The sequence below is a fragment of the Archangium primigenium genome, from assembly GCF_016904885.1.
GTDB lineage: Bacteria > Myxococcota > Myxococcia > Myxococcales > Myxococcaceae > Cystobacter > Cystobacter primigenius.
In genome coordinates this window covers 8,829,936-8,850,827 of record NZ_JADWYI010000001.1, presented here as the reverse complement: position 1 = coordinate 8,850,827, position 20,892 = coordinate 8,829,936, and the positions used below count along the sequence as shown (strand labels likewise).

Below are 20,892 nucleotides of genomic sequence, written 5' to 3'. Positions count from 1 at the left end.
TTACAGGACGACGCACGGCACGCGCTCCAGTGCCGTGCGCAGGGCCTCGGGGGTCGTGCCCAGCTTCTCGGCCAGCGTGGGCGCGTGCCAGGTCTCCGCCACCGAGCCTTCGAGCGCCGTGGCGAGCCCCGCGATGACCAGCCCGAACTGGCCGGGCCATTCCAACCGGCCCAGTGCTTCCGCGTGCTCCCGGGGATTCATCAGGGTGAAGCACGGCCAGCGCGGCAGCTGGAGGGTGCGCATGTCGCAGTTGGAGAAGCGGCACCCATGCAGCCGCGCCGACGAGAAGTCGCAGTCCTCGATGCCGCCCACCTTCCACGTGTCGGGGGGCTCCTCGCGAAAGCCGAAGTCGTTGCCCGTGAACCGGCCCGTGAACCGGCACCCCTTCAAGTGCACCCGCCCCCAGCGCAGCGTCTTCAACTCACTCGGGGCATGGAGGGTGCAGTCGATCATCCGCGCGGACAGCAGATGCAGCCCGCGCGACGCGACGTTCAGGCGCAACGTGCAACCCCGGAGCGTGACGTTGGGGCCTATCCAGTAGAGCGTGCCCTTGGAGAAATCCAACCGCTCGCCTTCGATCTCCCGGTTCTCGTAGTGGATGTTGGTCGTCACGCGAGACCTCAGAAGAAGAGCATGCGGAAGAAGGTGCTCTCCATCCGACGCCCATGCAGGGCGAAGTTCGACTCCGTACCAGACAGGATTTCGTAGTGGTAGGGCTGGCCTCCAGGCCCCGTGACGTCCACTCCCCGGTGGTTCCAGGTGAGGTGCGGAAAGCGGTCCGCCACCTGTTTCTCCACCCACCGCCCTCGCGCCTGGCGCTCGAGAAGCATCGCCCGGTGCTCCTTGCCCGCCGTGCGCATCTTGGTGATGGCGAGTTGTTCGTCCAGGGACAGTGCCGTCCGCGACCACCTCGCGGCTTCTTCCCGCACGGCCGCTTGTAACTCGTCGCCCAGGGGGTCTCGCGAGGGAATGTCGTGGAGGCTCTTGCCTCGGGGCAGGTGCCAGCGCTCCCCGTTGCCGAGGATCAGCTGCTTGTTTCCGCCCCGGTGCTGGATGGCCACGGTGCCCGAAGGGCCCCCGGTGGCTCCCGCGCTTCCACTCTTCGCCAGGACCTGGAGGGCGAGCGTCGCCTGGGGAGACGTGAGGACGACGAGCGCGCGGCCTTCCTCCGCCACCACCTCCACCGCCGTGGCCCGCTCCACCGCCACGGCCACCGCGCCCTCCATGCCCTGGGCCGCCCATTGCGCCTGCGCCTGATTGAGCCTCGGCAGCGCGCGCACGTGCGTGGCCGCCTCTCCGAGCGTTCGTCCACCGAGGGTCGCCACCGCGAGGATGAGCGCCCGGGCCGCGTCCTCGCCGAGTCTCTGGCCAAGGACTTCTCCCGCCGCGCGCAGCTCCTCGAACGTCGTGGCCTCGTGGGCCTGCCGCGCCAGGGTCGCCCACCCGTCCAGGAGGCCCCACAGCGCGTCCAGGCCCAGCCAGGCGAGCAGCACGACGGAGAGCGCGGCCGCCACGCCCTTCGTGCTCGGCTCTGGCAGCAGCCAGAGGGCCAGGTACAGGCTCGCGGCCCACACCAGCGAGGAGAGAATCGCCTGGGGGCCGAGCTCACGCCCGAGGGCCGCGCGCGTCTCGTCCAGCACCGTGCCGAAGGCCAGGGCCAAGGCCAGGGTGCGCCGGTCATCCGTGCGGAGGTAGGGCCCATCCGAGAAGAGGCCCAGGCAATCGCCCGCGCCGCGTGGCTCGCACCAGCGGAGGTAGTTCTCTCTCAGGGCGTGCTCCGCTTCGGGCACGAGGGGACCCGTGTCGTCGAGGGGCACGAGGGACACCACCTGGCCGCGGGACACCTCGGCGAGCCACTCTTCTTCTGGAGGCAGTTGGAGGAGGTGCTGGGCCGTCGCCTGGGCGCTGCCTTTCACCGCCCATCGGCCGCCGAGCGCCCGCACCGCGCGGTGGTACTCGGCCTGCGTGAGGGCCACCACGCGGGTGTCCGCGCGTGCTCGGGGATGGGTGGCGAGGACGAGCACGACGGGGTCGAACTCGCGAGTGCCGGTTTCGGCCGCCGTCGTTGGCGAGGACTGCCCGGGGTTGTTCCTCGCGACGCGGCCTCGCGCGGGGGCCTGGGTCGTGCAGGCGGCGTGGAGGAAGAGGACGATGAGGCCGAGCGCGGCCCAGCGCGGTGGGCCTCTCGCGTTCCTCCTGGCCGTGTGCGTCATGCTAGCGCGAGGCCACGATGGGGCCCGGCTCCGGCTTGCCGGGGGGCTCCACGGGCCCCAGGTTCGGGTCGTTGATGCTGTCCACGATGGCCACCTTGTCCCCCACGCTCAGCGCGTCATAGAGGGCGACGATGGCGGTGTTGTCGTGGCGGATGCAGCCATGGGACACGTCCTCGCCCAGTTGCAGGGGCGCGTTGGTGCCGTGCAGCTCCTCGCCGGAGCGCGCGCCCGTGGCCCACGACAGGTCCACCAGCCGGGGCCCGAAGACGGGGCCACCCCAGAGCTTCTGGCCCAGGGCATGGGCCGCCGCCTCGTCCAGCTTGCCCGTCACCTTCTTGAGGCCCGAGTCCGTCTGCGTGTAGCGCGTGCCCACCGCGTTGCCGAAGACGGCCTGGAGCTGCCCCTCGGGGGTGAAGAGGAAGGTGCGGTGCTCGTTCTTCACCACCACCACGCGCACGGGCGTGCCCTGGTAGCGCGGCCCGGGCAGGTGCGTGCGCTGGCCCTTCTGGCCCGGGGCGGGCGCCAGCGCGTCCAGCGCCCGCAGCGTGGCGGCGTCCACCGTGCCCACGGCGCGCACCAGCGGGAAGGCCGTGCGGGCGTGGATCTGGAAGTTGCGCACCGCCTTGGTGCTCTGCGCCCCGAAGGCCCCATCCGCCCCGCCATACAGGCTGAAGCCCAGGTCGACGAGCGCCTGCTGCACGGCGCGCACCGCCGGGCCCTTGGCGCCCGCGCCCAGGGTCGCCTTGCCCTCGAGCACCGGCAAGAGCTCCGGCACCGGGGTGAAGCGCTCGTTGCCCAGGGGCTCCGGCGAGCCGGCGCCCAGGGCGGACGCGGCGGGGGGGGAGGCGGCAGCGGCGGAGGAATCTTGGGTCATGGGCCCCGAGCATATACACGTCGCCTGACTCCATGAGCGCTCCGTCCGAACCCGGCCCCGATCCCGTCGCCGACCCCATCCCCCGGCGCGACCCCACGCCGCTCGTCGTCCCGCCGGTGAGCCTGGAAGGCGACACCGTCCGGCTGGTGCCCCTCACCCCGGCGCACGCCGCCGGGCTCACCGCCCTGGCCGAGCCCGAGGTCTTCGAGCACTACAACGTCGTGCTCGGCACGCGCGAGGACCTGGAGGGCTTCATCGCCCAGGCGCTCGCGGCGGCCGAGCGGGGGACCGAGTGCCCCTTCGCCATCCTGGAGCGCGCCACGGGCGAGGTGCTGGGCACCACACGCTACCTCGACATCCAGCGCGAGCACCGCACGCTGGAGATCGGCCACACGTGGCTGGGCCGACGCGCGTGGCGCACGGGGGTGAACACCGAATGCAAGGCGCTGCTCCTGGCACACGCCTTCGAGACGCTGGGGGTGATGCGCGTGCAGTTCAAGACCAACCGGCGCAACACGCGCTCGCGCGCGGCCATCGAGCGGCTGGGGGCGCGCTTCGAGGGCATCCTCCGCCAGCACCTGCTCATCCGCGGCGGCCTGGTGCGCGACTCGGCCTACTACAGCATTCTCGACACCGAGTGGCCCGAGGTGAAGGCGCGCCTGGAGCGGCTGCGCACGGGGCGTTAGGGTCCGGCCTCCCATGATCTCCGCCCGCTCCAGTCGTCGTGTCGTCCCGGGAGTGCTCGCCGCGCTGGCGCTCTTGCCGGCGTGTGGCTCGCCCGTGGCCGAGTCCGTGTCGCTCTCGGCCCTGCGGGGGCGCACGCTCCAGTTCGCCCTCACCGACGTGGACTCGCTGGAGCGGCCCTCCACGACGGGTGCCTACCGGGTGACGGTGGTGTTCTCCCCGGGCGAGGGGTGCGTGCAGCTGCTCGACGGGGTCCGCGCCAGCCTCAACGGCCAGCCCATGACGCTCCTGCCCGGCGGCCTGTCCGGCAGTGGGAGCCGCGCGACGTGCGAGTCGCCCCGGGCCACCTACGACTTCGATCCCGCGCAGTGGGCGGGCGGCACGAGCCCCGAGGACCTGCGCCTCACCCTGCGCGACGACTCGCACACGGTGGAGGTGGTGCTGGCGGCGGCCCGGACCAAGCGGCGCTTCGTGCGCGCGGACGGGATGACGGGCAACACCCTGCGGCGCGGCGAGCGGCACAGCTACGCCTGGCAGCCGGTGAGCGACACCGTGGTGGACGTGCTCAAGGTCAGCCTCACGCCGCGCGAGGGCGGCCTCACCACGAACCTGCCGGTGTCCCAGGCGGGCAACACGGGCGCCTTCCTTGTCCCCGAGGCCAGTACCGATGGCGAGTACGTGCTGCGCCTGGACGGGACGGCCACGGTGGGCGTGAGCGCGTGCACGGGCGTGGCGGCATGCGAGGGGGGCGTCGTGCACTCGGAGGAGTTGGTGGTCACCGTGGCCCGCTGAGCCCGGCCGCTCCTCGGGCGGCTGCGTGGACTCCGTTGGTGCATGGACGAGGGCGTCCCCACCGTGGGCGGGTACGCACACCTCTTCCTACGGAGAAGCACCATGGCTCAGAAGGATCCTCGCGAAGGCCAGCAGACCCCGCGCCCGCCCCAGGAGCAGGCCGCTCCGGGCATCGAGGCGAAGATGACGCCGGCGCCGGACTACGGCCTCACGTCCTACAAGGGCCTGGGTCGGCTCAAGGGCCGGGTGGCGCTCGTCACCGGCGGCGACAGCGGCATCGGCCGCGCGGTGTGCCTCGCCTACGCGCGTGAGGGCGCGGACGTGGCCTTCGGCTACCTCAACGAGGACGTGGACGCGGCCGAGACGCGGCGGGTGGTGGAGGAGGCGGGCCACCAGGTGGTCTCCTTCCGGGGTGACCTGTGTGACGAGGCGGTGTGCCGCCAGCTCGTCGAGGACACGGTGAAGCGCTTTGGCCGCATCGACGTGCTCGTCAACAACGCGGCCTTCCAGGGCAAGGCGGTGGAGCGCTTCGAGGACCTGACGGCCGAGCGCATCGAGCGCACCTTCCGCGCCAACATCATCGCGATGTTCCACCTGGTGCGCTACGCGCTGCCGCACATGAAGGCGGGCAGCTCCATCATCAACACCGCCTCGGTGCAGGCCTACCAGCCCTCGCCGCAGATCCTCGACTACGCGAGCACCAAGGGCGCCATCGTCACCTTCACCAAGGGCCTGAGCCAGTCGCTCATCGAGCGCGGCATCCGCGTCAACTGCGTGGCCCCGGGCCCCATCTGGACGCCCATCATCCCGTCCTCCTTCCCCCCGGAGAAGGTGGCGAAGTTCGGCGAGGAGAACCCCACGGGCCGCGCCGGTCAGCCCGCGGAGCTCGCCCCCTCGTTCGTCTTCCTCGCCTCGGACGAGTCCAGCTACGTGAACGGGGAAATCCTCGGCGTCACGGGCGGCAAGCTGCTCGCGTAGAATTTACCGTCCCCGGGCCGGGGCCCTCTCCCCGGTCCCCTCTTTTCTCCCCTGAATTCAAGGGGTTGGGCCCTGGCGGCGCTGGCACGGAGGATGCTCTGTGAAGAGGTCGTGCGGGCGCGGGGGTCGGGCGGGTAGGGCGGGGGGGCCGAGGCGTCGAGGGGTGTTGGAGGGGAGAGCCCTGTCAGGGGACGAAGTGGAGTACGTGGGGAGGGGCCGCCGGGGGGCGGCACCTCCCCATTTTCTTTTCCAGCCCGAGGGAACCCGTCATGGCGAGTGACAGCGAGAGTGACAGCGCGCGGTACAAGCGGCTGGCGGCCGAGCACGCGGTGGACGCCATCCAGTCCGGCATGCGGGTGGGGCTGGGCTCGGGGAGCACGGCGGCGCTCGTGGTGCGCGCGCTCGCGCGGCGGCTGGCGGAGGGGCGGCTCACGGACGTGGTGGGGGTGCCCACGTCGCGCGCCACCGAGGAGCTGGCGCGCTCGCTCGGGGTGCCGCTCACGACGCTGGACGAGCAGCCCGTGCTGGAGCTCGCCATCGACGGCGCGGACGAGGTGGACCCCCGGCTGGGCCTCATCAAGGGCGGGGGCGGGGCGCTCTTGCGCGAGAAGATCGTCGCCCAGGCGAGCACGCGCTTCATCATCGTGGTGGACGAGGCGAAGCTGTCGCCGCGGCTGGGCACGCGCTGGCCGGTGCCGGTGGACGTGCTGCCCTTTGGCTGGCGCTCGCAGCAGCGCTTCCTGGAGAGCCTGGGCGCCCGGGTGTCGCGACGCGAGGGGCCCGAGGGCACGCCCTTCCTGACGGACCAGGGGCACTTCGTGCTCGACTGCGCGTGGGGGCCGCTCGAAGCGCCCGCCGCGCTCGCCGAGCGACTGGCGGCGCGCGCCGGGCTGGTGGAGCACGGCCTGTTCCTGGGCATGGCGTCGGAGGTGGTGGTGGCGGGGCCGCGCGGGGTGGAGGTGCGCCGGCCCGGTTGAGGGGGGCTCCCTCGCCTGGTCGCCCCTCCCCACGGACGGGCCGATGCTTACCTCTTGGGACAGTCAAACAAGAGGGGGTCGTGCACATGGGTCTGGAAACGTTGGTGCTCTGGCTGTTCATCGGTCTCATCGCCGGGTGGCTCGCTTCCGCGGTGGTGGGGGGCGGCTACGGCATCGTGGGCGACATCGTGGTGGGCATCGTGGGGGCGTTCCTGGGCGGCTGGATCTTCCGTTCGCTGGGCGTGGGCGCTCCGGGCTCGGGCCTCGTGTCCTCGATCATCGTGGCCTTCGTCGGCGCGGTCGTCCTACTGTTGATCCTCAGGGCGATTCATCGAACGACGTACCGGGCCACCTGAGGCCCGCCGTGCGGCTGGGGTGAGGGGCCGTCGCGGCCCTTCCCCCCTCACCGGACGGTGCTTTCATGCGTGTGCTCTTCACGTCGTGCCCGGGAGATGGTCACATCCACCCGTTGGTCCCCCTGGCGAGGGCGCTCCGGGACGCGGGGCATGAGGTGGCCTTCGCCTCGGCGGAGTCCTACCGGGCCGGGGTGGAGCGCGGCGGGTTTCGCTTCTTTCCGGCGGGCCTCGACCCGGCGGGGATGATGGACCCCGAGGTCATGCGCGAGCACATGGAGGCGATGCTGGCGCATCGTCAGAGCGCCGACGCCCATGACGCGCACCTGGCGAGCGTGTTCGTGGACATGCAGGCGGCGCGCATGGTGCCGGATCTCGTGCGCATCGCGCGGACGTGGCGGCCGGACGTCTTCGTGCGCGACCTGATGGAGCTGGGCGCGTGCGTGGCCGCCGAGCGCCTGGGTCTGCCCTGTGCGTCCGTCCAGGTCGGGGCCCTGGCGCCCCAGGACTTCCGCTCCGAGCGGCTCTCCGCGCGCCTGGAGGCCCTGCGCGCCGAGACAGGGCTCGCGCCGGATCCCGGGCAGGAGATGCTCTACCGCTCGTTGCACCTGTGCTTCTCGCCCCCGTCCTACCTGGGCGCGGCGCCGCTGACGGCCACCACGCACTACCTGCGCCCCGCGCTCTTCGATCAGTCCGGCGACGAGCGGCTGCCGGAGTGGGCCGAGCGGTTGGGCCAGGACGGGCGGCCCGTGGTCTATGCGTCGCTGGGCACCGTCGTCAACAAGCTGCGGGGACCGCTGCGGGTCGTCCTCGAGGCCCTGCGCGACGAGCCGGTGGACGTGGTGATGACGGTGGGGAGGGATTTGGATCCCGCCGGGTTCGGACCCCAGCCCGCGCACGTGCACGTGGCGCGCTACATTCCGCAGACCCTGCTGTGGCCCCGCTGCGACGTGGCCGTCCTGCACGCGGGCTACAACAGCGCCACGTCGGCGCTGAGCCATGGGCTGCCCCTGGTGCTCCTGCCCATCCTCGCGGATCAGCCCCTCAACGCCCGGTGCTGCGAGGCGCTGGGAGCCGCGCGGGTGCTGGATGTGCTCGCCCTGCGGCCCGAGGCCGTCCGCGACGCGGTCCGCGAGGTGCTCGCGGTCCCGTCGTACCGGGAGTCCGCCTGGCGCTACGCTCGCGAAGCCCACGAATTGCCCGGAATCGAACGCGGGGTGTGGCTATTGGAACAACTCGTGGCGGGCGGGACGTCGGCGCCCGGGACGCCCGCTCGCTGAATCCTCCAGGCGGCGGGCCCTCCCCTCACAGGGACCTTGACGGCGGGGGCGGTGCCAGCGACCTTAGCACCGGTGAGCGCGCCTTTCGTTTCGCGCGCGCCCGGTTCCCACCAGGCGCCTGCTTCTGAGTCTTCCGGCTCGCCGTTCACGGCGGACGAGCGGCTCACGCTGTTGCTCGAGCACATGGCCGAGGCCTTCCTGTCCCTGGACGAGCGGGGGCGGGTGCTGCGCTGCAACGTGCGGGCGGCGAACCTGCTGGGCGTGGACCCGGAGCGGCTCGTGGGCCAGGAGCCCTGGGTGGCCGCGCCCGCGCTCGCGGGGCGCACCCTGCACGAGCGCCTGGCCGAGGCGCTCGAGGCGCGCAAGCCCGCGCGCTTCCTGGCCGCCCTGCCGCCGCGCACCTGGCTGGAGGTGTCCGTGGTGCCGGTGCGCGACGAGCTGTGGGTGATCGCCTCGGACATCACCCAGCGCGAGGAGGCCCAGGCGCTGGTGGAGCAGACCGAGAAGCGCTTCCGGCTGCTCGGCGAGCGCTTCCAGGTGGCGCTGGACTCCGCGCAGATGGCCGTCTGGGAGACCAACCTCGCCACCGGCCAGGTCTTCCGCTCCGAGGGGCATGATCAGCTCTACGGCTACACCGAGCCGCAGGCCACCTGGACGCACGAGATGTTCCTGGCGGCGCTGCACCCCGAGGACCGGCCGGCCGTGGAGGCCCAGGTGGCGGGCATCTTCGAGACGGGGGTGAAGTCCTATACCTCCACGTACCGGGTGCGGGGCGCGGAGGGCGGCTGGCGCTGGCTCACCAGCCGCGCGCGGGTGATGCGGGACGCGGACGGTCGGCCCATGGTGGTGCGCGGCGCCATGCTGGACATCACCCAGCTCAAGGAGACGGAGCTGGCGCTGCAGGACGCGGTGCGGGTGCGCGAGGACTTCCTGTCGCTCGCGGGCCACGAACTCAAGACGCCGCTGACGGGCCTGTCCCTCCAGTTCCAGATGCTGCGGCGGCTGGGCGAGGAGGACCTCCACACGCCGCTGCTGTCCGAGCGCGTCCAGGTGCGGCTCAACGCCATCGAGCGCGGGCTGCGGCGGCTGAGCACCCTGGGCGACAACCTGCTGGACGTGAGCCGCATCCGCCAGGGCCAGCTGGACTTCATCTTCGCCTCGGTGGACCTGTCCTCCCTGGTGTCCGAGGTGGTCACGCGCATGGAGGACGACGCGCGCACGGCCGGGGTGGAGCTGCGCGCCGCGCTCGAGCCCCGGCTCGTGGGGCGCTTCGACCGGCTGCGCCTCGAGCAGATCCTCGCCAACCTGCTCTTCAACGCCTTCCGGCATGGCGGGGGCCGCCCCGTGGAGGTGCGGCTCGAGCGCGTGCCCGAGGGGGCGCGCCTCACCGTCCTGGACGAGGGGCCGGGCGTGCCCGAGGCGGATCGCGAGCGCGTCTTCGCGCGCTTCGAGCAGATCCACGGCGCCGCGCGCGCGGGGGGCCTGGGCCTGGGGCTCTTCATCGTGCGCCAGTGCGTCGCGGGGCATCAGGGCCACGTGCACGTGGAGTCGGGACCCGGGGGCCGCGGCGCGGCCTTCGTCGTCGTGCTGCCCCTCTAGGGCCCGGTGTCGGGCCCGGTATCAGGCCCGGGTCGGGCCCGCGCCGCCGCCCGCTCGCCCGCTTTGTGCCCCCGTGAATGCAGCGGGACTGGAAAGTCCGGGTGGCACTGCCCGTTGGGAGGTGTGCGTCCAGCCGTCCTCGTGCGCGGGTGGGTTGCTTTCGTGGCCGGAGCGGGTTTCTGATCCGGGGTGCAGTGCTTCTTTCTCCCGCCCCAACAGGAGGCAGCAACGCATGCAGCTCAACATCACCTTTCGCCAGTTCGGTTCGTCCGATGCCCTCAAGGAGTACGCGAAAGAGAAGGTCGAGCGGGTGAACAAGTACCTGGACCGCGCCGGGGATGCGCACGTGGTGTTGTCGCTCGAGCGGCACCTGCACCACGCGGACATCACCATCCACTCGGGCGCGTGGGTGCTGCGGGGCCGCGAGAAGAGCGCGGACATGTACGCGTCCATCGATCTCGCCATGGACAAGATCGAGTCCCAGCTGCGCAAGTACAAGGAGAAGATCAAGAACCACCACGGGCGGGATCGGGTGCACCACCGCCAGGAACTGGTGAACACCTTCAAGGTCCGCCACAAGGTCTTCGAGCTGCCCGAGGAGCTGGGGCTCGACAGCGCCGAGGCGGCTCCGGCCACGGCGCCCGCGCCGAGCACGACCGCCCAGGCCGCCGCGGCCCCGACCACGCGCATCGTGCGCACCTCGGACATCACCGTGAAGCCCATGCCGGTGGACGAGGCCGTGATGCAGATGAACCTGCTCAACCAGGACTTCTACGTCTTCCAGCACGCCACCACGCACGAGGTCTGCGTGGTGTACCGGCGCAAGGACGACGGCCAGTTCGGCCTCATCGGCGTGCACTCGCCGCCGAACCCGTGAGCGGAGTCGCCGAGCGCGGACTCACGGACGGACGCGCGCCTGCTCCCGGCGGGGCGCGTCCAGGCCCGCCCCGAAGTGCAGCCGGCTGAGTCCCACGGGCAGCCGGCCCGGCGTCCCAATCTCCCCGAAGAGCGCCGCCGCGGCGGCCTCGGTGGCGGACGGTTGGTAGGAGTACACGGCGAGCACCGCCCGCGCCTCGTCCGCCTGTTCGGCGAGGTAGGGCAGGCCCATGGACACCACCACCACGGGGCGTCCGGTGGAGGCCGCCAGGGTGACGAGCTCCAGCTGGTACGCGTTGATGAGCCCCACCACCACCACGTCCGAGCCGAGCGCGAGCTGGCGCGCGCGCTGACGCAGCCGCGCCCGCTGGGCGCGCTCGGGCCAGGTGGGCACCGCGAGCACCCGGGCCCTGGGCGCTCGCGCGGTGATGGCCGTGCCGAGCGAGGCCTCGGGGGTGATGACCCCCACGCGCGCATGGGGCGTGAGCGGCAGGTGCTCTCCCTGGGCGCGCAGCAGCGTGACGGCGGCGCGGGCGATGCGGTGGGCCACCTCCTCGTTCTCGGCGGACGGGGGCGTGGCCAGCCGCTCCTCGAGCGCGGCCGGCGGTGAGAACAGGCCCCGGCGCTCCTTGACGGCGAGGATGTGGCGCACCGCCTCGTCCAGCCGGGCCCGCGGCAGCTCCCCCGAGAGCACCGCCGCGCGCAGCGCCCCGTAGACCTCCGCCTTCTTCTCCGCCCGCCAGGGCACCAGCACCATGTCCGCCCCCGCCCCGAGCGCGAGCACCGCCGCCTGGCCCACGCCATAGCGCCGGGCGATGGCGTCCATCTCCAACTCGTCGGTGAGCACCAGCCCCGTGAAGCCGAACCGCTCGCGCAAGAGCCCCTGGAGCAGTTGGGGGTGGAGCGTGGCGGGCACGTCGTCCCCGGTGAGGCCCGGCAGCGCCACGTGCGCCGTCATCAGCCCGTCCAACCCCTCGCGCATGACGTCCCGGAAGGGCTCCATCTGGGCGAGCACCTCCTCGCGCGGCGTGTGCAGGATGGGCAGCGCCGTGTGGCTGTCCGTGTCCGTGTCCCCATGGCCCGGGAAGTGCTTGGCCACCGTGACGAGCCCCGCCTCCTGCTGGCCCCGCACGAAGGCCCGCCCCAGCTCCGACACCAGCGCCACCGAGTCCCCGTAGGAGCGGCTGCCGATGACGGGGTTGCGCGGGTTGAGGTTCACGTCCAGCACGGGCGCCAGGTTCATGTTGAAGCCCAGACGCATGAGGTCCTGCCCCTGCGCGAGACCCGCCGCGTAGGCGAGCTCGGCCGAGCGCGTGGCCCCGAGCGCCATGTTCCCCGGCAGCACCACCACGCCGTCGCGCACCCGCACGACACTGCCCCCTTCCTGATCCAGGGTGAGGAAGGGCGGCACGCCCCCCGCGGACAGCGCGCGCAGGCCCGCGTTGAGCCGCGCCACCTGCTCGCCATCCGCGATGTTGCGCTTGAACAGGCACACGCCCCCCACGCGCCGCTCGCGCACCAGGTGCGCCATGGTGTCGTCCACCTCGGTGCCGCCAAAGCCCACCATCATCACCTGGCCCACCTTGTCCTCGAGCGACATGGCGCCCAAGAGCGCCTCCACCCGGGAGGCGGCGGGGGCAGGGGCGGGGCCGGGCGCCGGGGCCGCGGCCGGTGGGCGCTCGGGAGGCGGGGAGGCGGGGGGGACGGGTCCCGGGGCGGAGCGACAGGCGCCGAGGCCCAGCAGCAGGGAGGACAGGAGGGTGCGCGCGAGCCGGTGGGACACGTTGACGCGCAGACTAGACGAGCCCTTCCCCCCCCTCCATTTCTGGCCCGCGGCGGATAAGTCGCCCGAAGGAGGACACGATGGGCAGGCCGCCCTTGCGCGAACGCGGAGCGAGGAGTAATTGCGCGCAGGCAGCGCCACCGCGGGAGCGCCAGCTTTGCGAATCTCCGAGTTCCTCAGCCCACAAGCCGTCGTCGCGGACCTGCGGGCCCGTGACAAGCAGGGGATCCTGCGCGAATTGAGCGAGGCCCTGGTGCGGGCCCATCCCTCCCTGAAGGGAGACCGTCTGGTGGAGGTGTTGCGCGAGCGCGAGAAGCTCGGCTCCACGGGCATCGGCGAGGGCGTGGCCATTCCCCACGGCAAGCTGCCCGGGCTCACCCAACTCGTGGCCGCCTTCGGCGTGTCCCGTCCGGGCGTGGACTTCGAGGCCATCGACGGCAAGCCCACCCACCTCTTCTTCGCCCTGGTCGCCCCGGAGAACAGCGCCGGCGTGCACCTCAAGGCCCTGGCGCGCATCTCGCGGCTCTTCAAAAATCCACGCTTCCGCGCCTCCATCCTCGAGGCCTCGTCGCTCGAGGACATCCACGCCCTGATCGTGCAGGAAGACTCCCGGCCCTGAGGCCGTGGTAGGCTCGCCTGGATGCAACTGGTCCTTCGCCCGGTCAACGACCGTTTCTTTCATGAGCAGGTGTTGCCCTTCTTGTCGCTGTGCATGAGCGACTCGGCCAAGGCGCTGCGCTCCTTGTTGGGGCAGCTGGTGGACGAGACGTCACGCGCGCTGGGCGAGCGGCTGTTGTCCTCGCACATCGGCGGCGGACTGGGCGGCATGGAGCACGCGCCGTGGACGGCGTTGATGGAGCGGCTCACCGGCCAGCACTGGGCGCAGGAGGCCTCGGGCTGGCGCGTGGTGGGCGAGCGCCCGGGCTACGTGGGGGACTGGGACGAGGCCCTGCACCTGGCGCTCATGCTGGAGGATCCGACCTACCCCTATGCCCACGCGCGCGCCGCGCACGGCCGGCGCGAGGGCTTCCGGCGCCACCCGGTGGCGGACCTGGGGCTCGCGTCGCTGATCGGCGGCCAGTGGGAGCCCTTCCCCGCCTTCCCGCCGGATCGCGTCTTCTCGCCCATGGGGCATGGCGGCTATGTGCCGCGCGAGCAGTACGCCTTCGCCGACTGGGCCTGGCGGCCCGCGGCCACCGTGTCCCGGTGGCACGCGGAGCTGGAGTCCAAGCTCCTGCGCCTGCTGGAGCGCGAGCGCGAGCGGCTCTCGCCCGCCCAGCCGCCCGAGCTCGACGCGGTGCGCGATTACTTCCTGGGTCGCACGGCCGAGGCGCCCGCCCTGCCCGAGGCCCTGGTGGGCCCGCGGGGCTTCTCGTGGGTGCACCGCATTGGTTGGATGGCGGCGCTCCTGCGCGACGCCGTGCGCGAGGAGGCGGGCCTGATGGCGCGCATGACGCCGGCGCTCAACGCGCAGGTGCCGCCTTCGGAGGGCTCTCCACCAGCAGGGTGACGGGGCCGTCGTTGACGAGCGCCACCTTCATGTCGGCGGCGAAGATGCCCGTGCCCACCGTGAGGCCCCGGGCGCGCAGCGCCTCGCACACGCGCTCGTAGAGGGCCTTGGCGGCCACCGGCTCCATCGCCTCGATGAAGCTGGGCCGGCGCCCCTTGCGCGTGTCCCCGTAGAGGGTGAACTGGCTCACCACGATGAGCTGGCGCGAGGTGTCCTCCAGGGACAGGTTCATCTTGCCCGCGGCGTCCTCGAAGACGCGCAGCGTAGCGAGCTTCTCCGCCATCCACGCCACATCCGCCTCGCCATCCCCCTGGCCCACGCCGAGCAGCACCAGGAGCCCTGGTCCCATCTGGCTCACCCGCTCGCCCGCTACCGTGACGGACGCCTCGCGCACCCGTTGCACCACCGCCTTCATCGTGTGTCCCTCCCGGACCCGCGCCCTCCCGGGGCGCCCGCGCGCGAGCCTACCCCGGAGGCCTCGGCGCCGCGCCGCCGCCCGGCTGCACCCGGGACGGATGTGTGCGGGCGGGGCGGATGACTCGCCCGGGGGATTGCCGTAAAGTGAACGGACGCGACATGCGTTTCGGTGTTCGTGTCCCACGGGGGGTGCTCCCAGGCGGTGAGGGACGTGGGCCCGTGTTCAGGAGCCGTATCCATCCACATGGATTCTGATTTCGACGACAAGACGAAGCTGCATTCCGGGCGCATGGGGCTTTCTCCCGAGACCGGCGGCGGAGAGCCCCCGTGGGATGAGCGCACCGTTCGACGGGATCCCCTGGTGGGCCAGCGCATCGGCGAGTACCTGGTGCGCCGGCGCATCGGCAGCGGAGGGATGGGCGTCGTCTACGAGGGCGAGCACCCGGTCATCGGCCGCAAGGTGGCCATCAAGATCATCCGTCAGGACACCTCGGAGGAAGTGCGCGCGCGCGACCTCGCGTCCGAGGCCCGCGCGGTGAGCGCCATCCGCCACCGCGGCATCATCGACATCTTCGGCTTCGGCACCCTTCCGGGGGTGGGCGAGTACCTCATCATGGAGTTCCTCGAGGGCCGACCGCTCGACGAGATCCTCCGGGACCGCGCCCCGCTGCCCCTCATCCAGTCCCTGTGGCTCATCTGCGAGGTGCTCGCCGCGCTCTCGGCCGCGCACGCCAAGGGGGTCATCCACCGCGACCTCAAGCCCGGCAACATCTTCATCGTGCGCGAGTCGAACGGCTCGGAGTACGTGAAGGTGCTGGACTTCGGGCTCGCCAAGCAGGCCGCGACGCCCAACGGGGCCACGCCCCAGACGCGCGCGAGCATCATCCTCGGCACGCCCGAGTACATGGCGCCGGAGCAGGCCTGTGGACAGCCGGTGAGTCCCCGGACGGACCTGTACGCCGCGGGCATCATCCTGTTCGAGATGCTCACCGGACGGCTGCCCTTCCAGGGCGAGTCGCCCATGCACATCGCCGTGCAGCAGGTGCACGCCAAGCCGCCGCCGCCCTCGTCGGTCGTCGAGGGACTGCCCCAGGAACTCGACGCCCTGGTGCTGAGCCTGCTGGCCAAGGAGCCCGCGAACCGGCCGGCCTCCGGCGTCGAGGTGGCGGACGCGCTGACGGAGCTGTCCCGGAAGTGGGAGTCCGAGGGAGTGCTGGCCGCTTCCGAGACGCCGCGTGGGCCGTCCAGTGGCGCTTCGCCGAGCCCCCGGCGCTCGGGCCGGGTGTCCTCCCTGAGCGGCGAGACCCGGAGCTCCGCGGCCCCCTCGACCGCCGTGGGCCCGACGCTCCGCTCTCCCTCTCAGGAGGGACTGCTCGCGAGCGGGGCGCCGGGCGCCGACGCGCGCACCGACGTGATGGCCACCGTGCCGCGCCGACGCGCTCCGGCGCTCGTGGCCGTCGGGGTGAGTGTGCTGTCCGTGGCGTTGGGCGTGGGGGTCGTCCTGTTCAAGTCCTCGTCGCCGCCACCTCCTCCCGCGCCGGTGGCTCCCCCCGTGGTTCCCACGGTGGAGGCGGTGGTGGCGCCGCCCGAGCCCGTGCCCGAACCCGCGCCGGTACCCGAGCCCGAGCCCGAGCCCGAGCCCGCGCCGGAGAGCGCGCCCCGGGTCGGCGCGAACGGCACCCTCCAGTTCGTCTCGTTGTGCTGGGCCCAGATCTACGTGGATGGCCGACTGCGCGGGCGCATGCCGGAGCTCAAGATGCTGCCGCTCGCGCCCGGCAAGCACCGCATCGAGCTGCGCGAGAACAAGAACATCTCCAACCCCCGGAAGGTGGTCACCATCCAGTCGGGGTCCAAGACCACCTACAACGTCATCTGCCCGGACGAGGGCTAGCGGTTCCGTCCGGAGTCACCTCTCCATGACCTTGCGTCTGCTCTGTTGCGTCCTGCTGTGCGTGCCCCTCGTCACCTGGGCCGCGCCCGTGCGGGGAATCGATTCCTACGCGCGTGGTGATTATGAAAAGGCCATCTCCGCCTTGCGGCAGGAGGTGGAGAACCCCGCGCTCTCGGACAAGGAGCGCGCCCGGGCCCGCACCTACCTGGCCGCCTCGCTCTACGCGCGCGGCCAGATGGACGACGCGCGCGAGCAGCTCGAGGAGCTGGCGCGGCGGCACCCCGCGCAGCAGGTGGACTCGGCGCGCTTCCCGCCGGACTTCGTGGCGCTGGCGGAGCTGGCGCGCCAGAGCGTGGAGACCGAGCGGCTGCGGGAAGAGGCACGGCGGGAAGAGGCCGAGCAGCGGCGGCTGGTGGCGGAGCAGGCCCAGGCGCGCGAGGCCGAGCGGCAGCGGTTGCTGGCGGAGCAGGCCCAGGCGCGTCCGGTTCCCGCACCGTCCGCGCCGTCCGTGCCGGCCGAGGCCCCGTCGTCCTTTCGCGTGCGTCCGGAGCTGGTGGGCTTCAGTGACCTGGGCGGACTGGTGTCGGGCGTCGGCGAGCGCCGGCTGTCCGTGGGACTGGGCGTGGGCGCCTCGGTGGGGTGGGGTGGGCTGGAGGCGGGCGCGCGGCTGTTGCCAGGGCCCCAGGCGCGGTGGGGCGTGAGCGTGGAGCTGGGCTATGCCTTCGGCCGGGGCATGCTCCAGCCGCGCGTGGCCCTGCGCGGCACGGGCGTGCGGAGCGTGGGCGTGGGTGGCGGCGGGGTGGTGGGCCTGCGGCTCACGCCCGGGCGCCGGTTCACGGTGTTGGCGGATGTCGGCGCCGAGCGGTTCCGGATCGCCGAGGGCGCCAACTACCGGAAGCTCGCGCTGACGGCCTCGGTGGGTGTGGGCTTCAACCTGTTCTAGGCGGGCGTCATCGCCCTGAGGAAAACCTTCTTGTTCATGCACATGGGTCGTGGCGGCGCTCTGTCCGCCCTCCTGCTGTCCTCCCTGCTCACCGTGTGGCCCACGTCCGCCCGGGCCCAGACGTGCGAGGCAAAGCCCGCCGTCTCCTGGAACACCTACCTGGGTGGGGAGGGCCAGGATGTGGTGGAAGACGTCCTGGTCAATGCGGCGGGCGAGATCCTGGTGGCGGGGCGGACGAACTCGCGCTCCTTCCTCAAGAGTGACAGCGCGGGGGTGGATCTCGTGAACGAGAACGCCTTCGTCGCCAAGCTGAGCGCGGACGGCAAGCAGGTCCTGTGGTCTCGGGTCTTCGGCACCGGGGGCGCGGACTCCGCGGCGCGCATGGCGCTCGATGAGAACGGCGATGTGTATGTCGTGGGCCGGGTCGAGGGGACTTCTGTCCGTGACGACTCGGGAGCGAGCCTGTTCACGCCGGGCACTGGGATGATTGGGTCGAATGCCTTCGTCGCCAAGCTGACGGCGGAGGGTGTGCTGCGCTCGGTCTTGTTCTTGGGCGGAGATGGCTTCGACGAGGCACTGGGCGTCGCCGTGGAGAAGAACAGGCTCTACGTCGTCGGAAGGACCAACTCGGCCCTGTTCTCCACCTCGAAGGGCCCGATAACCACCTCACGCGGTGTGCGAGGGGATGGGCACGATGCCTTCGTCGTCCAGGTCGATGTGTCCGTGGAACTCACTCCGAGCCCCGTGTGGGTTCGTTTCTTGGGGACGAAGAAGGCTTCGGGTGGCGCCACGACCGCGGATGATGCGGCCCATGCCGTTGTCGTCTCGACGGAGGACTCGAAGGTCGTGCTCTTCGTGGGCGGAGTGGTGCGGGGCAATATCGCGGAGACCGATAGCGGTCTCATCCCCGTTACTCCCGGATTCCACGGCACGAAGGACGGCTTCGTCATGCAGTTGGATTCCGAGGGCGCCTTCAAGTGGCTCGTCCATCTGGGCGGCAACGGGAGCACCGAGTTGAGGGACCTCTTGCGGCAGCCCAACGGGGACCTGGTCGCGGTGGGTCATACGAACGCCACGGGTTTTCCGGAGGACTCGACCGGCGATGCGACCGATATCTTCGCGCACGCGGTGACCCGCGATGGTTCCCTGTCCCCCAATCAGAAGATACGGCTGGTTGCGCCGGGTGAGCAGTTCACGCACGGCCGTGCCGCCATCGATGCGTCGGGCCAGCTCTTGATCGGAGGCTCGACGGATGGGGAGTCGTTCGATCCGGCGTTCATGATGCGCGGCTTCTCTGCCGCCCCCTCTCCGTTGGGAGACGGTTTCGTCCTGGCGTTGGATACGATGCTGGAGCAGGTCCGGTGGGGGTCCTACGTGGGAGGCACTTCCACCCTTGCCGATCTTGAGAGTGTACGGGCGCTCGCCTTGGATGGGACGGGCGGTCGGCTCTTGATCGCGGGCGCCTCCAAGGCGAAAGACCTGCTCCGCCGGGATGTGGGCTACGCTGTCGAGGCTCCGGGAGGAATGAATGGCTTCCTGATCGGAGTGGGGCAGGACTCCACGGCGCCTTCCGCGGGCGAGGTGCGTGCTTCCCTCAACCCGGACGGCCGTATCACCGCCACCTGGAGCGGCTTCAAGGACGACGAATCGGGCATCGCGAAGTACGAGTGGTCCATCACCGACTCGGCGCAGGTCACGGTGCGCGATTTCACGCCGGTGTCGGACGGGCACGCGACGGCCGAGTCCCTCGTGCTCAAGCGGGGCGAGCGCTACTTCGTCCATGTGCGCGCCACCAACGGCGTGGGGTGTGACGTCACGGTCACGGCCCAGGAGTCCGTGGTTCTGAAGCCCCCCCCCGGGACGCCAGGTGAGGAAACGCCCGGTGAGCCGTCTCCGGGGCCCGAGGTCCCGGGCCTGGGCGATCCGCGCTCTCCGCTCGGCTGGGGCTGTGGGGTCACGCACCCGGGCGCGCTGCCGGGCGCGTTGGGCCTGGTGCTGCTGGGCCTGTTCGGAGCGCGGCGGGCCCGCCGGGGCGCGGCGCCCCGGGCCTGACAGTCACGGCTCCGGCGGCGGACGGTCGAGGCCCCGTAATTGTTCCTCGGCCATTCTGCGGTATTGCGGCACGATTTCCACGGCGAGCACGTCACGCATCTGCTGGCGCGCTCCGTCGACGTCCCCCGCATCTCGGAGGCTCGTCATCCGATACATCGCGCGCACGAAGCGATGTTGGCCGTCGCGCAGGCGAGAAAGAATCCGCTCCATGAGGGCCGTGGCGTCTGTTGGGCTCTTGAGGGCTTCTTCCGTCTCGTTGTCGCTGATGGCCGCCGTGGGCGCCATCCGGCGCAGAAGGGCGCGCACCTCGTCGGTCAGTTCCAGGGCGTGACCCTGCTGGATGCGCTGGGAGAGGGCCGTGAGTTGCGGTCGGTCATTCAAGCTCGGACGGAGCTGCCCGGTTGCGCGCACCTCCACCAACCCGGTCAACTTCTTCAGGCCAATCTCGGCCTGTTCCCGGTAGAAGGGGACAGGCTCAACGGCGAGTACGTCCCGCATGACTCGCCGTGCTCCCTCAAGATCGCCTGTGTCTCGTAGGTCATAGGCTTGGTTTTGAGCACGACTCAGTCGCCACGAACCGTCGACGATTCGTCGCCAGATGTCCTCGAGCAGCGTTCGGGCCGTGGACTCGCCATGGAGGGCTGTTGCTGTCTCCTCGTCGGTGATGGCCACTTCGCGAGCCGTCCGCAGCAAAAGAGCGCGCATCTCCTCGGTGAGAACCAAGGGCTCGCCTTGCTCGATGACTCGTTTGGCCAGAGCCCGAATCGCGTCCCAATCAAGCTGCCTGTCGGCCATCTTGGCTCCTACTTCTCATGCGGATCGGGGCACCAGTCACTTGGCCATTGGTACTGGCCTTCACACTGGCGCAGACAGTCGTAACAGGACCCACTCCAGCCTTCATCCTCGCAACGGACGAAGTTCCTGATGCAGAGCTGCTTCCACTCGGGCAGGTCCTTGTTGTTCTCGAAATCCTCATCGTCGATTTTCAGCGACAAGTCCCGCAGGACCCGAAGCACGTCCGCGCGACTGGCGGTGCAACGCTCCATCGCGGTCAGCGAGTGCTTCTTGATGCAGCAGTCCACGGTGGACTCTCCTGGCCGGCAGGCGATGGCCGCCGCACAGCCCGAAACGAGCCCACCGAGCAGCACGGCCACCCAAAGGCGCGCGGTGGAAGGCAGGATCTTCATGTCTCCGAGGCCAGGTCGAACTGGCCGCGCACCATGTCCACGTGGGGAATGCCGTCCTCGTCGTACACGTCCCCCACGGCGCGAAAGCCGAAGCCCTCGTAGAAGCGCCGCAGGTAGTCCTGGGCGCCGATGCGGATGGGGGCTTGGGCATGGTGGGTGGCGAGGAAGTCCAGCCCCCGGCGCACCAGCTCCTGGCCGTACCCGTGGCGCCGCGCGTGCGGCGCGGTGAGGACCCGGCCGAGGCTCGCCTCGGGGTACTTGAGGCCCGGCGGCAGCACCCGCAGGTAGGCCGCGAGCCGGGGCCCCTGGGGCGTCTGTTCCACGCCCAGCAGGTGGTGGCAGCCCGGGTCATACCCGTCCACGTCCAGGTAGAGGGAGCGCTGCTCCACCACGAACACCTCCTGGCGCAGGGCCAGCAGGCGGTAGAGCTCCTCGAGCGTCAACTCCGGGAAGGCCTTCCACGTCCAGGTGAGCATGGCGGGG

The 20,892-nt window shown here is 71.4% G+C and carries 21 protein-coding genes; 13 read left to right on the top strand and 8 right to left on the bottom strand.

What is annotated here, in order from left to right:
- The 3 genes from I3V78_RS36330 to I3V78_RS36320 are packed head-to-tail and all read right to left on the bottom strand — an operon-like array spanning position 1 to position 3,087.
- Complete coding sequence (locus I3V78_RS36330) at positions 1-612, bottom strand: pentapeptide repeat-containing protein (protein WP_204495220.1); 612 nt, start codon at positions 610-612, stop codon at positions 1-3.
- 8 nt (positions 613-620) lie between these two features.
- Complete coding sequence (gene sitA5 / locus I3V78_RS36325) at positions 621-2,213, bottom strand: SitA5 family polymorphic toxin (RefSeq protein WP_239576917.1); 1,593 nt, start codon at positions 2,211-2,213, stop codon at positions 621-623.
- Between the two features lies 1 nt (position 2,214).
- Positions 2,215-3,087 carry a L,D-transpeptidase family protein gene (locus tag I3V78_RS36320; RefSeq protein ID WP_204495218.1) on the bottom strand — a complete coding sequence of 291 codons (873 nt, stop codon included), beginning with the start codon at positions 3,085-3,087 and terminating at the stop codon, positions 2,215-2,217.
- 32 nt (positions 3,088-3,119) lie between these two features.
- On the opposite strand from I3V78_RS36320, the gene I3V78_RS36315 reads away from it, so the two are divergent.
- The 8 genes from I3V78_RS36315 (at position 3,120) to hpf (ending at position 10,627) form a co-directional block, all read left to right on the top strand.
- Positions 3,120-3,773, top strand: a complete 654-nt coding sequence (locus I3V78_RS36315) for a GNAT family N-acetyltransferase (protein WP_204495216.1) — start codon at positions 3,120-3,122, stop codon at positions 3,771-3,773.
- Positions 3,774-3,786: 13 nt separating this feature from the next.
- Positions 3,787-4,563 (top strand): hypothetical protein, encoded by a 777-nt coding sequence (locus tag I3V78_RS36310; protein WP_204495214.1) that lies wholly within the window; start codon positions 3,787-3,789, stop codon positions 4,561-4,563.
- 102 nt (positions 4,564-4,665) lie between these two features.
- The gene (locus I3V78_RS36305) at positions 4,666-5,541 is read left to right on the top strand and encodes an SDR family oxidoreductase (RefSeq protein ID WP_204495212.1); all 876 of its coding nucleotides are present in this window, start codon (positions 4,666-4,668) and stop codon (positions 5,539-5,541) included.
- Positions 5,542-5,810: 269 nt separating this feature from the next.
- The gene (rpiA, locus tag I3V78_RS36300) at positions 5,811-6,518 is read left to right on the top strand and encodes a ribose-5-phosphate isomerase RpiA (protein ID WP_204495210.1); all 708 of its coding nucleotides are present in this window, start codon (positions 5,811-5,813) and stop codon (positions 6,516-6,518) included.
- Between the two features lie 86 nt (positions 6,519-6,604).
- Complete coding sequence (locus tag I3V78_RS36295) at positions 6,605-6,874, top strand: GlsB/YeaQ/YmgE family stress response membrane protein (RefSeq protein ID WP_204495208.1); 270 nt, start codon at positions 6,605-6,607, stop codon at positions 6,872-6,874.
- A 65-nt stretch (positions 6,875-6,939) separates the two neighbouring features.
- Entirely contained in the window at positions 6,940-8,151 is a 1,212-nt protein-coding gene (locus I3V78_RS36290) for a glycosyltransferase (RefSeq protein ID WP_204495206.1), read from the top strand.
- Positions 8,152-8,223: 72 nt separating this feature from the next.
- On the top strand, positions 8,224-9,750 hold the full coding sequence (locus I3V78_RS36285) for an ATP-binding protein (protein WP_204495204.1): 1,527 nt from the start codon (positions 8,224-8,226) through the stop codon (positions 9,748-9,750).
- 232 nt (positions 9,751-9,982) lie between these two features.
- On the top strand, positions 9,983-10,627 hold the full coding sequence (hpf, locus tag I3V78_RS36280; RefSeq protein ID WP_204495202.1) for a ribosome hibernation-promoting factor, HPF/YfiA family: 645 nt from the start codon (positions 9,983-9,985) through the stop codon (positions 10,625-10,627).
- A 21-nt stretch (positions 10,628-10,648) separates the two neighbouring features.
- Here the strand turns inward: hpf and nagZ are convergent, their stop codons facing one another.
- Entirely contained in the window at positions 10,649-12,226 is a 1,578-nt protein-coding gene (nagZ, locus tag I3V78_RS36275; RefSeq protein ID WP_204495200.1) for a beta-N-acetylhexosaminidase, read from the bottom strand.
- Positions 12,227-12,566: 340 nt separating this feature from the next.
- Here nagZ and I3V78_RS36270 point away from each other — a divergent pair, with 340 nt between their 5' ends.
- Positions 12,567-13,028, top strand: coding sequence for a PTS sugar transporter subunit IIA (locus tag I3V78_RS36270; RefSeq protein ID WP_204495198.1), 462 nt, complete (start codon positions 12,567-12,569; stop codon positions 13,026-13,028).
- Between the two features lie 21 nt (positions 13,029-13,049).
- Positions 13,050-13,919, top strand: a complete 870-nt coding sequence (locus tag I3V78_RS36265; protein ID WP_204495196.1) for a hypothetical protein — start codon at positions 13,050-13,052, stop codon at positions 13,917-13,919.
- On the opposite strand, the gene dtd is transcribed toward I3V78_RS36265, so the two are convergent.
- The gene (gene dtd, locus I3V78_RS36260) at positions 13,873-14,334 is read right to left on the bottom strand and encodes a D-aminoacyl-tRNA deacylase (RefSeq protein ID WP_204495194.1); all 462 of its coding nucleotides are present in this window, start codon (positions 14,332-14,334) and stop codon (positions 13,873-13,875) included. The genes I3V78_RS36265 and dtd overlap by 47 nt on opposite strands.
- Positions 14,335-14,580: 246 nt before the next feature.
- On the opposite strand from dtd, the gene I3V78_RS36255 reads away from it, so the two are divergent.
- The 3 genes from I3V78_RS36255 to I3V78_RS36245 are packed head-to-tail and all read left to right on the top strand — an operon-like array spanning position 14,581 to position 19,222.
- Positions 14,581-16,227 carry a serine/threonine-protein kinase gene (locus I3V78_RS36255; RefSeq protein WP_204495192.1) on the top strand — a complete coding sequence of 549 codons (1,647 nt, stop codon included), beginning with the start codon at positions 14,581-14,583 and terminating at the stop codon, positions 16,225-16,227.
- 25 nt (positions 16,228-16,252) lie between these two features.
- On the top strand, positions 16,253-17,170 hold the full coding sequence (locus I3V78_RS36250) for a tetratricopeptide repeat protein (RefSeq protein ID WP_204495190.1): 918 nt from the start codon (positions 16,253-16,255) through the stop codon (positions 17,168-17,170).
- Positions 17,171-17,206: 36 nt separating this feature from the next.
- Positions 17,207-19,222 (top strand): fibronectin type III domain-containing protein, encoded by a 2,016-nt coding sequence (locus I3V78_RS36245; RefSeq protein ID WP_204495188.1) that lies wholly within the window; start codon positions 17,207-17,209, stop codon positions 19,220-19,222.
- Positions 19,223-19,225: 3 nt separating this feature from the next.
- On the opposite strand, the gene I3V78_RS36240 is transcribed toward I3V78_RS36245, so the two are convergent.
- The 3 genes from I3V78_RS36240 to I3V78_RS36230 are packed head-to-tail and all read right to left on the bottom strand — an operon-like array spanning position 19,226 to position 20,885.
- On the bottom strand, positions 19,226-20,017 hold the full coding sequence (locus I3V78_RS36240) for a DUSAM domain-containing protein (protein WP_204495186.1): 792 nt from the start codon (positions 20,015-20,017) through the stop codon (positions 19,226-19,228).
- Positions 20,018-20,025: 8 nt separating this feature from the next.
- Positions 20,026-20,409, bottom strand: coding sequence for a hypothetical protein (locus I3V78_RS36235; protein WP_204495184.1), 384 nt, complete (start codon positions 20,407-20,409; stop codon positions 20,026-20,028).
- The gene (locus I3V78_RS36230) at positions 20,406-20,885 is read right to left on the bottom strand and encodes a GNAT family N-acetyltransferase (RefSeq protein WP_204495182.1); all 480 of its coding nucleotides are present in this window, start codon (positions 20,883-20,885) and stop codon (positions 20,406-20,408) included. Before I3V78_RS36230 ends, I3V78_RS36235 begins: the two co-directional genes overlap by 4 nt.
- Between the last annotated feature and the right edge of the window lie 7 nt (positions 20,886-20,892).